Genomic DNA, 10,970 nt, shown 5'->3' with positions numbered 1-10,970 from the left:
CCGTCTCCCTCTTCCCCCGCCTGGGCCACGCCGTCTTGACGGTCGACGTCATCACGTTTGATGATTTCATCACTTCGATCACGCCGTGGTGTGCCCGGCAGGGAGGCGTCTCGTGACGAACGACATGGACGTGCCGGTTCTCGTGGTCGGCGGCGGAGCGGGCGGGCTGACCGCGGCGCTGCTGCTGGCCCGCATGCGCGTCCCGTTCCTGCTGATCACCGACCGGCCGACCACGTCGCCCCTGCCCAAGGCCCATGTGCTCAACCAGCGCGCCATGGAGATCCTGCGCGACGTGGACCTGGCCGACGCGGTCTACGCCGCGGGCACCCCGGCGGCGCAGATGGCCTACTCCGGCTGGTACGTCGGACTGGCCGGGGACGGCCCCGACCACGGGCGGAGGGTGGCGCTGCTCGAATCCTGGGGCGGGGGCGGGCGGTCGCCCGACTGGCTCGCGGCCAGCCCCGAGCGCCCGGCCAACCTGCCGCAGCTCCGGCTGGAGCCACTGCTGCGGACGCGCGCGGAGGAGCTCGCGCCCCCGGGCGCGATCCGCTTCCACCACGAGCTGACCGGCCTCGCCGAGGAGGAGCCCGCCGAGGGCGCGGGCGGCGTGGTGGCCGAGGTGACCGACCGCTCCTCCGGCGGCTCGTACCGGGTGAGGGCGCGCTACGTGCTGGGCTGCGACGGCGGGCGCACGGTCGGGCCCGCGCTCGGGGTGGCACGGCGCGGGGTGCGCGATGTGGCGCGCATGGTGTCGTTCCACCTCACGGCCGACCTCTCGCGCTGGGTGCGCGACCCGGAGGTGCTGATCCGCTGGCTGTGGCTGCCCGAGCTGGGCGCCGGCGGCGTGCTGGTGCCCATGGGCCCGGAGCGCTGGGGCCCCGACTCGGAGGAGTGGGTCCTCCACCTGCACTACGGCGCGCACGACGCGCGCGCCGTGGACGACGACGCGGTGGCGGCCGACCTGCGCACCGCGCTCGGACCGGCGGCGGACGGGACGACCGTGCACCGCGTCTCGCGCTGGTCGCTGGAGGGGGTGCTCGCCGACCGTTTCCGCGCCGGGCGCGAGGGGCGCGTGTTCCTGGCGGGCGACGCCGCCCACCGCCACCCGCCCACCGGAGGGCTCGGCCTCACCTCGGCGATGCACGACGCGCAGAACCTCACCTGGAAGCTGGCCGCCGTGCTGCGCGGCCACGCGGGCGAGGCGCTCCTCGACAGCTACGAGGCCGAGCGCCGCCCGGTCGCCGCGGCGGGCGTCGAGCGGTCCCTGGCCAGCGCGCGGAACCAGATGGCCATCGCCGCCCACTTCGGCGGCGGCCCCTCCGCGGGCCCCGCGGAGAACTGGCGCGGCGCCCGCCGCCTGTGGAGCGAGGACCCGGCGGACCGGGAGGCGCGCCGCGCGTTCCTGAGGACGGTGGCGGCACAGTCGATGGAGTTCAACGAGCTGGGCGTGGAGTTCGGCTACACCTACGCCTCGGGCGCGGTCGTCCCGGACGGCACGCCCCCGCCGGAGAACCCGGACCCCGTGCGCCTGCACCAGCCCGCCGCCCGCCCGGGACACCCGCTGCCGCACGCCTGGCTGACCGACCTGGACGGGGAGCGGCTGCCCGTCGCCCGGCTGATACGCCCCGGCCGTTTCCTGCTGATCGCCGGGGAGGAGGGGCACGGCTGGTGCGAGGCGGCCGAGAAGGTCGCCGCGCGGAACGGGCTCCCGCTGACCGCCGTGCGGGTCGGCCACCTGGACGGCGACTACCGCGACCCGCGCTCCACCTGGACGCGCTGGCGCGGGCACGGCCCCGAGGGCGCCGTTCTGGTGCGCCCCGACCGCTTCGTCTGCTGGCGCGCGCCCGGCGCGGATCCCGCCCCGGGCGCCCGGCTCGCGGCGGCCCTGGACACCCTGCTGGCCCGGGTCGCCCCCTGAGCCTGGAAGGGCCTCCTGGCTACGATGGGCGCATGCCCGAACAGCGGACCGAGCAGGCGCCCAACCGCTTCGCGCGGCGCCGGGCCGCGACCCGGCGCGCCCTGCTCGACGCGGCGCGGCGGATCCTGGCCGAGGACGGCGCGGGCGACATCAGCATCCAGCGGATCGCGGAGCGCGCGGACGTCGGCTTCGGCTCGTTCTACAACCACTTCTCCTCCAAGGCCGAGCTGTTCAACGCGGCGGTCGGCGAGGCCCTGGAGGACTACGGGCGGGAGCTCGACACGGTCGCGGGGCCCCTCGCCGACCCGGCGGAGAAGTTCGCCGCGAGCGTCCGGCTGACCATCGCCATGGTCCGGTCGCACCCGGAGCTGATGCGCGTGCTGCGCCACGGCGGCCTCAGGCAGGTGCACACCGGCCACGGCCTCGCGCCGCGGGTGCTCCGCGACATCGAACGGGGCCTGGACGCGGGCCGGTTCGCGGTCGACGAGCCCGTGGTGGCGCTCTCGGCCGCGTGCGGGGCGCTGCTCGGCCTGATCGACCTGCGGCTGCGCGACGCGGACGGAACGGGCCCCGGCGGCGCCGATCCCGGCGGCGGCGCCCCCGGGGACGGCGAGCGGATGGCGGCGCTGCTGCTGCGGATGCTGGGGGTGCCGGTGCCCGAGGCGGACGAGATCGCGCGCCGCCCGCTGCCGGGCGCGCCCCCGCGTTCCCCGAGGGGATGAGTTACGGCCGCCCGTCGAGTCAGGGGGACATGACACCTTCTCAGCAGGCGGCCGAGCCGTCCCTCGTCGAGCGCCCCGAGCGGCCCTACGCCGGGATCAGGGCGAGCGTCACCATGGACACGATCGGGGAGATCGCCGACCGGATCCGCGAGATCTTCGCCTGGCTCGCCGCCCGGGGGATCGAGCCGACCGGAGCGCCGTTCCTCAGGTACCACGTCATCGACATGGCGAACCGCATGGACATGGAGGCGGGCGTGCCCACCGCCGCCGTTCCCGAGGGGGAACCGGGCGGCGACATCTTCGGCGGGGCACTCCCCGCCGGGCGGTACGCGACCGTCGCCCACCACGGCCACCCCGACGACCTGGTCGACGTCACCGAGGCCCTGCTGGACTGGGCGACCGACCAGGGCCTGACCTGGGACGCGTGGGACACCCCGGAGGGCCACGCCTGGCGGTGCCGTCTCGAGGAGTACCTGACCGACCCGGCCGAGGAGCCCGACATGTCCCGGTGGGACACGGTGCTGGCCTTCCGGCTCGCCGACGGCGCCTGAGCCCGGCCCGTTCCCGCGTGCGGCGCCCGGGAAGCCGGGATCAGGAGGCGGCATCGAGACTCACAGAAAATCTGTCCCGGCCGGAGTAGACATGCATGCTCTCCAGGGCTAGTGTCTCTCTCGTAGCCAAGAGATCCAGTCAGGCGCGGCAGAGGACGAACTGCGCGCACGCAGGAGAGCGCGGGTGGTGGCACGGCAGTGGGGTGGCGGGGCCGGAGGTACTTCGGGGTCCCCTCGCCGACTGCCGGGCACGGTGGCCCTCAGGGCGCCGGCATGACGCGGAACCCGCGGGTGCAGGAAGAGGACCGGAAGGAAAGAAGGAGGCAGCAGACGCCATCAGGATCGCCCGGGTGAGGACATGGGCCGCCCGGGTACCGCAGGCCCCGGAACGGAAGGTGGTCCCACGGTTCACGTATCCACGATTCCCGCACCCCCGTCTGTCCCCCCGGACGGCCGTGCGGAAATATAAGGCCGACACAGCAGATAGTCGGCGATGGTGTTGATCTCCCCTTCGGGGCCCTGGTGCCGTGCGGCGCCAGGGCCCCTCGACGCATGCGACAACGAGGTGGTTATGACCGCAGACAACCCGCGCAACCGTTTGGACGACGACGACTACCCCGCCTACACCATGGGCCGGGCCGCCGAAATACTCGGCACGACCCCCGCCTTCCTCCGCGCCATCGGGGAAGCCCGCCTGATCACCCCCCTGCGCTCCGAAGGCGGCCACCGCCGCTACTCCCGCTACCAGCTGCGCATCGCCGCCCGCGCCCGCGAACTCGTCGACCAGGGCACCTCGGTCGAAGCCGCCTGCCGCATCGTCATCCTCGAAGACCAGCTCGAAGAGGCCCGCCGCATCAACGAGGAGCTTCGCAACCCCGCGAGCGGGGCGTGACGGCGGCGGCCCTCGGCCCCGCCGCTCCCCGCCCCCGGGGCGATGCCGCTAGGGCAGCTCGCGCCGGGCGAGTGCGCGGGGCAGCGGCTCGCCTGTGCGCCGGGCGTGCGCCACGCGTTCGCGCACCTCGGACAGGGTGCGGGGCCGGTAGCCCGGGCCGTCGCAGCAGCCCATGTCGAAGCGGAGGCCCGCGTTCAGCAGCACCGTCAGCGTGCGCCAGGCCGCCGTGTCGCGCCGCCTGGGCGCCGCGAAGGCCGAGCCGGCGTGGATCAGCGGCTCGGCGCAGCGCGGGCAGACGCTCTCCGTCCCTCCGCCCACCGGGCGGGGCCGCTTGTAGGCGGCCCTGCACGGCAGGCAGACGAACGAGGTCTTCGGGGAGGCCATGGGCCCAGGTTAGGCGGGCGCGTCGAGGATGGGTATCAACATCTCCTCCTCGTAGTCCAGATGGCGTTCCAGCTCGGCCGTGAGCCGGTCCACCTCGGACAGCAGCGCGGAGGGTTCCACGGCCCGGTCGCCCGAGATCAGCGTCTTCAACTCCTCGGTGAGCGCCGCGATCCGCTCGTGCTCCTCGCGCAGGCGGTCCAGCACCGGGGTGAGTTCGGGGTGGATGTGCTCCAGGTGGGGGAACATCCCCCGGTCCTCCGTCGTGTGGTGGAAGCGCAACCCCTCGCAGGCGGTCAGGCAGTTGATCCGCAGCTGGGCCCCGATGCCGGGGCCCGAGTCGGCCACCTCCGCGCGGATGACGGCCAGTTCACGGCGGAACGCGTCGTGCACCCTCGTCAGCGCCTCGCCGAACGACCCGCCGGGCGGCGCGGCGGTCCCCGACTCGCGCAGCGCCACCACGGGGATGACCCGGTCCGTCTTCGCCTGGTACTCGGCCCACCCGGGGTCGGCCTCGGCGGCGCGGGCGAAGATCCGGTCGCGCTCCTCGCCGGTCAGGACGGTGGCCTCGGCCTCGTAGGTGAAGACGCCGTCCTCCACGGTGACGCGGGGGTTCGCGACCAGGTTGTGGTACCAGGCGGGGTGCCGGTCGGCGCCGGCGGCCGAGGCGATGACCAGGAGGCGCTCGCCGCCGTCGGGCAGGTACGCGACCGGGGTGGTGTGCGGGGCGCCGGAACGCGCTCCCGTGGTGGTCAGCAGGAGCAAGCGCGCGCCCTCGAAGGGGCCACCCACCCGGCCGCCGTGGGCACGGAACTCCTCGATCACGCGCAGATTGAAGTCGATCGGCATTCTCTTCTTTCTTCTCCTGAAGTGGTCGCGAAAAAGCGCAAGGCAGCGCAACAAGCGCGCTAGCGCGGAAAGCGTGCGGTCAGGAGAAGAAGGCGGGCCTCTCGCCCGCCACGCGGTCACGCCGCGGCCGGGTACCCCACTCGCTCATGGCCCAAGGCCGACCCGGCAGTCACGGATCCCACCCTACGGCCCCGCACCGCCCCCGAACAGGCCGGACCGGGGGTTGTCCCCACCCCCGGTCCGGGTGCGCACCGGATCGTGCACAACCCCCTGTGCACAGGAGTCTGTGGACATGCCGTTCACCCCCTCCCTCAGCGGGCTCAAGGCCCTGGCCCATCCGAGGCGGCTCCAGATCCTGGAGCGGCTCACCCGGCACGGCCCCGCCACCTCGGCGCTGCTCGCCCGCGGGCTCGACCTGAACACCGGCGCCACCAGCTACCACCTGCGGGAGCTGGCCCGGCACGGGTTCGTCGAGGAGACGGAGGGCTCGGGGCGTGGCAGGGAACGCTGGTGGCGGGCCGTCTCCCAGGACCTCCGCCTGCCGCCCCGCAGCCGCCAGGACCCGGGGACGCGGGCGGTGGTGGACGAGATGAACCGCCTCGCCTACGCCTCCGACCTGCGGCTGTTCGAGGAACTCGGCCGCGCCGCCGACGAGGAGCAGGGGGCCTGGCGGGACGCGTTCCCCTCCTCGCGCGGCACGATCCGTCTCACCCCCGACGAGCTGAGCGAGCTGTTCGAGGCGTACGTCGCCCTTCTCAACCGCTACAAGCGCGACGAGGACGCGACGCCGCCGGGCGCCCGCACCGTTCTCACCCGCTTCCTCGCCTTCCCCGTCCCCCCGGAGCGACAGAACGAGGACCCGCCCGACCCCGCGGCCGACGGCCGAGGCGACGACCGGGACGACCGGGACGACCGGGACGACACCACCACCGAAGAGAGCCGACCGTGAGCAGCACCGCCCTCACCTCCCCTCCCCCCGCCCCGACATCCGCGCACGCCGTCCGCCTCGACGCCGTGACCAAGGTCTACGGGCGCCGCGGCCACGGCGGCACCGTCGCCCTCGACGGCGTCTCGGCCGCGATACCGCACGGCACGTTCACCGCCGTCATGGGCCCCTCCGGCTCGGGCAAGTCCACCTTCCTGCACTGCGCCGCCGGGCTCGACCGCGTCACCTCGGGCGCGACCTGGATCGGCGACACGGAGCTCGGCGGCATGAACGAGACCGAGCTGACGCGCCTGCGCCGCCGCCGCGTCGGGTTCGTGTTCCAGTCGTTCAACCTCGTTCCCTCCCTCACCGTCCGCCACAACGTCGCCCTCCCCCTCCGGCTGGCGGGTGAGCGCACCGGCAAGCGCCGGCTGGCCGAGATCCTGGAACGGGTCGGGCTCGCGGGAAGGGCCGACGCCAGACCGGCCGAGCTCTCCGGCGGCCAGCAGCAGCGGGTGGCCATCGCCCGCGCCCTGATCACCCGCCCCGACGTCGTCTTCGGCGACGAGCCCACCGGCGCCCTGGACACCGTGACCGCCGAGGAGATCCTGACGCTCCTGCGCGACTGCGTGGACCGCGGCGGCCAGACGGTGGTCATGGTCACCCACGACCCGGTCGCCGCCTCGCACGCCGACACCGTCCTCTTCCTCGCGGACGGCCGCATCGTGGACGAGATGGCCGGGTCCACCGCCGAGCGCGTCGCCGACCGCATGACGCACCTGGGAGCGTGGGCCTGATGTTCCGCTACGCCCTCGCGACCCTCCGCGCCCGCAAGGCCGGGTTCGCCGGAGCCTTTCTCGCCCTGATGTGCGCCGCCGCCCTGGTCACCGCCTGCGGCGCCCTGCTGGAGACCGGCCTGCGCGGCGAGATCCGCACCGAGCGCTACGCCGGCACCCCGGTCGTGGTCGCCGGCGACCAGCAGGTCCACCACGAGGTGCGGAAGGGCGACAAGACCAAGCACAAGGCCAAGCCGCTCCACGAGCGCGTCTGGCTGCCCGAGGGCACGGGCGAGCGGGTCGCCGCGGTCGAGGGCGTCGGGGCCGTCGTACCCGAACTCACCTTCCCCGCCGCCCTGTCGGGCCAGGACGCCGAGCGCTCCCTCGGCCACGCCTGGTCCTCGGCCCCCCTCACCCCGTTCACCGTCGAGGCGGGCGACGAGCCGGGCGCCGACGACGAGATCGTGATCGACCGCGCCCTGGCCGCCCGCACGGGCCTGGCCCCCGGGGACACCGTGACCGTCCAGGCGTCCGGCGCCCCCGCCGCCTACACCGTCGCCGGGGTGGCCACCACCCCGGAGGCCGCCCCGACCGAGCAGGCCGCCGTCTTCTTCACCGACGCCGAGGCCCGCAGGCTGGCGGGCCACGAGGGGCGCGACGCCGCCCTCGGCGTCTTCCCCGCCGAGGGCGTCGCCGCCGGGGAGGTCGCCGACCGCGTCGAGGCCGCCCTCGACGGCACCGCGGCCCGGGTCCACACGGGCGGCGACCGCGGCCCGGCCGAGTTCCTCGACGCAGCCCAGGCACGCGTCGAACTCGTCAGCATGGGCGGCGCCATCGGCGGCACCGGGCTGCTCGTCGCCGTCCTGGTCGTCGTCGGCACGTTCGCCCTCACCGGGCAGCAGCGGCTGCGCGAACTCGCCCTGCTGCGCGCCATCGCCGCCACCCCGCGCCAGGTGCGGCGGCTCATCGGGCGCGAGGCGCTGCTCGTCGCCGCCGCCGCGGGGCTGCTCGGCTCGGCGGCCGGGATCCCGCTGGCGGGCGCGCTCCACGCGAAGTTCACCGACCTGGGCACCGTTCCCGAGACGCTGGCGCTGGTGCGCAGCCCGTTCCCGATGGCCGCCGCGGTGCCGGCCACGCTGCTCGCCGCGTGGCTGGCCGCCAGGATCTCCGCGCGCCGTACCGCCAGGATCCGCCCGGCGCAGGCGCTCGGTGAGGCCGCGGTCGAGAGCCGCCGCCTCCCCCTGGGCCGCCTGCTGGCGGGGGCCCTGGTGCTGGCCGGGGGCGTGGTCCTGCTGGCGGTGCTCTCCGCGCTGCGCACCGAGCCCGCCTCCACGCCGGTGACCTATCTGACCGTGCTGCTGCTGACCGTCGCGGTCGCGCTGCTCGGGCCCCTGGTCGCGCGGGGCGCGTTCGCCATCCTGGGCGCCCCCCTGCGGCTCTCCCGCGTCCCCGGCCATCTGGCCGCCCACAACGCCGGGGCCAACGCCCGCCGCCTGGCCACCGTCGTCACCCCGCTGACCCTGCTGGTGGCCATGGCCAGCACCCTCGTCTTCACCCAGACCACGCTGGGCGACGCGGCCGAACGCCAGGCCAGGGACGGCGTGGTGGCCGACTGGGTCGTCACCGCCGAGGGGCTCGGAGTGCCGGGCGAGGCCGCCGACCGCCTCCGCGCACTCCCCGGCGTCACCGCCGTCACGGAGGTCGTCCACTCGACGGTCCGCACCCCGGGCCTCGACAGGTACCAGGCGCAGGGCGTCACGGCGGAGGGCGCCGGGAGCACGCTCGACCTGGCCGTCACCGAGGGCTCGCTCGACGGGCTCACCGAGGACGGCGTCGCGGTCAGCGACCTGGTGGCCGACGGCAGGGGCCTCGATCCGGGGGACACGCTCGCGCTCGTCCTGGGCGACGGCACCCCGGTGGAGCTCACCGTCGCCGCCGTCTACGACCGGGCCCTCGGCTTCGGCGACCTGACCCTCGCCCACGAGCTGCTGGCCGCCCATGTGGACAATCCCCTGGCCGACTCGGTCCTGGTCGCGGGCTCGAACGCGGGTGAACTCGCCCGCGCCGTCGAGGAGTTCCCGGGGCTCGCGGTGAACGACGGCGGGCATGTGGCGGAGGTGCGGGCCGGGGCGCGGGAGTCCGGCGCGGAGGTCGCGTTCCTCGGCATGGGCCTGATCCTGGCGTTCACCGCCATCGCCTCGGTCAACACGCTGGCGATGTCCACGGCCGACCGGGCGGGCGAGTTCGCCCTGCTGCGCCTGGTCGGGACCACCCGGCGGCAGGTGCTGCGGATGCTGCGCCTGGAGTCGCTCGCGGTGGCGGCCACGGCGGTGGCGCTGGGCACGGCGATCTCCCTGGCCACCTTGTCCGCCTTCAGCACCGGGATGACGGGCGAGGCGTCCCCGTCGTTCTCCCCCGGCGTCTGGGCGGCCATCGCGGCCGGGGCGACGGCCCTCGCCCTGGTGGCCACCGCCGTCCCCGCCCGCCTGGCCCTGCGGAACGGCGTCAGGTAGCCCCCGCCCCGGACCCGCGCCCCGGCCCACACGCCGGGCCGCTCAGCGGCGGGCGATGACCTCGGCGATCCGCAGGAACCCCTCCTCGCCGTGGCCGAGCCCGATGGTGCGGCGGGCCAGTCCCTCCGCCGCCCGCATCACGCCGGCGTCGATGCCGTGGGCCTCGGAGGCGGCGACGATGTGGGCCATGGACGAGGCCGCCGAGACGAGCGGGTTGCCCTCGCCGGAGAAGGTGCCGTCGTCCACCTCCTCCGCGGTCTGCGCGAAGATCGGCGGCAGGATCGCGCCGATGCCCTGGGCGAACGGCGCCAGCTCCCGCGCGGTGACCCCCTCCGCGCGCGCCAGCGCCAGGGCGTGGGCGTAACCCGCCATCGCGGTCCAGAAGATGTCGAGCAGCGCGATGTCGTAGGCCGCCGCCCGCCCGGTCTCCTCGCCGAGGTGGGTGTGGGTGCCGCCCAGCGTCTCCAGCACCGCGCGGTGCTCCCCGTAGAGGTCACCCGGTCCGCTGTGGAGGAACACCGCCGCCGGGGTGCCGATGGTGGTGGTCGGCGTCATGATCGCGCCGTCCAGGTACCGGATCCCGTGGGCCCGCGCCCACGCGGCGGTGTCCCTGGCCCGGTCCGGGGTGTCGGCGGTCAGGTTCACGACCGTGCGCCCCCTGAGCGCGGCGGCGACCGCGTCGCGGCGCAGGAAGCCGTCGGACGCGTCGTAGTTCACGACGCAGACCACGGTCAACGGGCTCGCGGCGACCGCCTCCTCGGCCGACGGCGCGGAGACCGCGCCGCGCTCCACCAGCTCCCGGTCCCGGCCGGGCGTCCGGTTCCAGACCGTGATCGAGAGCCCGGCGCCGAGGAACGCCCCGGCCAGGGCCCGGCCCATCGGCCCCAGGCCGAGCACCGTGACGGCAGACTGTTCCATGTGCTCCGTGCGCTCCGTGTGCGAGGACATGAGGCAACTCCCTTGTGAGTCGTGCATATGAGTCGTACGCGCGAGTACCGGCAAAAGATGACGAAAGGGGCGAGGATGACGCGCAGCCGTGCCCAGGACCCGAACGTCTGCGGGGTGACCGCCGCGATCGCCGTGATCGACGGCAAGTGGAAGACCGTGCTGCTCTGGGTGCTGGAGTCGGGCCCGCACCGCCCCGGCGCGATGCGCCGGCGGCTGCCCGGCCTCACCGAGAAGGTGCTGACTCAGGCGCTCCGCGAGATGGAGGCCGACGGCCTGGTACACCGCGAGGTGCACGCCGGGCTACCGCTGAAGACCGAGTACTCCCTCACCGCGTTCGGCCGCGACCTCGCCGAGGCGCTGGCCCCCCTGTCCGACTGGGGCCACCGCCGCCTGGAGCGGCTCGGCGGAGCCCGGACGCCCTCCTGACAACGCCGCGCCCTCCTCGTTCCCCCTCCGTCCGGCGACCCTCCGGCCGCCCTGCCACCAGACCCACCC

At 75.1% G+C, this 10,970-nt stretch carries 11 protein-coding genes; 8 read left to right on the top strand and 3 right to left on the bottom strand.

Annotated elements, in window-relative coordinates; all coding sequences use genetic code 11:
- The first annotated feature begins 112 nt into the window (after positions 1-112).
- The 4 genes from ADY01_RS26235 to ADY01_RS26220 all read left to right on the top strand — a co-directional run bounded on the left by ADY01_RS26235 (position 113) and on the right by ADY01_RS26220 (position 4,083).
- Entirely contained in the window at positions 113-1,918 is a 1,806-nt protein-coding gene (locus ADY01_RS26235; RefSeq protein ID WP_234320422.1) for an FAD-dependent monooxygenase, read from the top strand.
- A 32-nt stretch (positions 1,919-1,950) separates the two neighbouring features.
- Positions 1,951-2,640 (top strand): TetR/AcrR family transcriptional regulator, encoded by a 690-nt coding sequence (locus ADY01_RS26230; protein WP_049578451.1) that lies wholly within the window; start codon positions 1,951-1,953, stop codon positions 2,638-2,640.
- Between the two features lie 29 nt (positions 2,641-2,669).
- Positions 2,670-3,191, top strand: coding sequence for a GyrI-like domain-containing protein (locus tag ADY01_RS26225; RefSeq protein ID WP_049578449.1), 522 nt, complete (start codon positions 2,670-2,672; stop codon positions 3,189-3,191).
- Positions 3,192-3,762: 571 nt separating this feature from the next.
- Positions 3,763-4,083, top strand: a complete 321-nt coding sequence (locus tag ADY01_RS26220) for a MerR family transcriptional regulator (protein ID WP_049578448.1) — start codon at positions 3,763-3,765, stop codon at positions 4,081-4,083.
- Positions 4,084-4,131: 48 nt separating this feature from the next.
- Here ADY01_RS26220 and ADY01_RS26215 read toward each other — a convergent pair whose 3' ends face one another.
- Positions 4,132-4,467 carry a hypothetical protein gene (locus ADY01_RS26215; protein ID WP_049578446.1) on the bottom strand — a complete coding sequence of 112 codons (336 nt, stop codon included), beginning with the start codon at positions 4,465-4,467 and terminating at the stop codon, positions 4,132-4,134.
- Between the two features lie 9 nt (positions 4,468-4,476).
- Positions 4,477-5,313 (bottom strand): nitroreductase/quinone reductase family protein, encoded by an 837-nt coding sequence (locus ADY01_RS26210; RefSeq protein ID WP_049578445.1) that lies wholly within the window; start codon positions 5,311-5,313, stop codon positions 4,477-4,479.
- 292 nt (positions 5,314-5,605) lie between these two features.
- On the opposite strand from ADY01_RS26210, the gene ADY01_RS26205 reads away from it, so the two are divergent.
- From ADY01_RS26205 to ADY01_RS26195, 3 genes are read left to right on the top strand one after another with little or no spacing between them, the layout of a single operon-like run.
- Complete coding sequence (locus tag ADY01_RS26205) at positions 5,606-6,262, top strand: ArsR/SmtB family transcription factor (RefSeq protein ID WP_049578453.1); 657 nt, start codon at positions 5,606-5,608, stop codon at positions 6,260-6,262.
- Entirely contained in the window at positions 6,259-7,035 is a 777-nt protein-coding gene (locus ADY01_RS26200) for an ABC transporter ATP-binding protein (protein ID WP_049578443.1), read from the top strand. Before ADY01_RS26205 ends, ADY01_RS26200 begins: the two co-directional genes overlap by 4 nt.
- Positions 7,035-9,527: an FtsX-like permease family protein gene (locus tag ADY01_RS26195; RefSeq protein ID WP_199826310.1), complete on the top strand. Its 2,493-nt coding sequence runs from the start codon at positions 7,035-7,037 to the stop codon at positions 9,525-9,527. Before ADY01_RS26200 ends, ADY01_RS26195 begins: the two co-directional genes overlap by 1 nt.
- A gap of 42 nt (positions 9,528-9,569) precedes the next feature.
- On the opposite strand, the gene ADY01_RS26190 is transcribed toward ADY01_RS26195, so the two are convergent.
- Entirely contained in the window at positions 9,570-10,502 is a 933-nt protein-coding gene (locus ADY01_RS26190; RefSeq protein ID WP_078900616.1) for an NAD(P)-dependent oxidoreductase, read from the bottom strand.
- Positions 10,503-10,550: 48 nt separating this feature from the next.
- Here ADY01_RS26190 and ADY01_RS26185 point away from each other — a divergent pair, with 48 nt between their 5' ends.
- Entirely contained in the window at positions 10,551-10,901 is a 351-nt protein-coding gene (locus ADY01_RS26185) for a winged helix-turn-helix transcriptional regulator (RefSeq protein WP_049578438.1), read from the top strand.
- Positions 10,902-10,970: the final 69 nt, after the last annotated feature.

The organism is Streptomyces sp. SBT349 (genome assembly GCF_001083795.1).
Lineage (GTDB): Bacteria > Actinomycetota > Actinomycetes > Streptomycetales > Streptomycetaceae > Streptomyces.
Note: the sequence above shows the minus strand (reverse complement) of the source record. Positions and strands in the feature narration are given on the sequence as shown.

Excerpts from the sequence above, each read along its gene's own strand:
- ADY01_RS26185 (WP_049578438.1), top strand. The coding sequence starts at position 10,551 with ATGACGCGCAGCCGTGCCCAGGACCCGAACGTCTGCGGGGTGACCGCC.
- ADY01_RS26195 (WP_199826310.1), top strand. The coding sequence starts at position 7,035 with ATGTTCCGCTACGCCCTCGCGACCCTCCGCGCCCGCAAGGCCGGGTTC.
- ADY01_RS26225 (WP_049578449.1), top strand. The coding sequence starts at position 2,670 with ATGACACCTTCTCAGCAGGCGGCCGAGCCGTCCCTCGTCGAGCGCCCC.
- ADY01_RS26220 (WP_049578448.1), top strand. The coding sequence starts at position 3,763 with ATGACCGCAGACAACCCGCGCAACCGTTTGGACGACGACGACTACCCC.
- ADY01_RS26205 (WP_049578453.1), top strand. The coding sequence starts at position 5,606 with ATGCCGTTCACCCCCTCCCTCAGCGGGCTCAAGGCCCTGGCCCATCCG.
- ADY01_RS26190 (WP_078900616.1), bottom strand. The coding sequence starts at position 10,502 with ATGCACGACTCACAAGGGAGTTGCCTCATGTCCTCGCACACGGAGCGC.
- ADY01_RS26210 (WP_049578445.1), bottom strand. The coding sequence starts at position 5,313 with ATGCCGATCGACTTCAATCTGCGCGTGATCGAGGAGTTCCGTGCCCAC.
- ADY01_RS26215 (WP_049578446.1), bottom strand. The coding sequence starts at position 4,467 with ATGGCCTCCCCGAAGACCTCGTTCGTCTGCCTGCCGTGCAGGGCCGCC.
- ADY01_RS26230 (WP_049578451.1), top strand. The coding sequence starts at position 1,951 with ATGCCCGAACAGCGGACCGAGCAGGCGCCCAACCGCTTCGCGCGGCGC.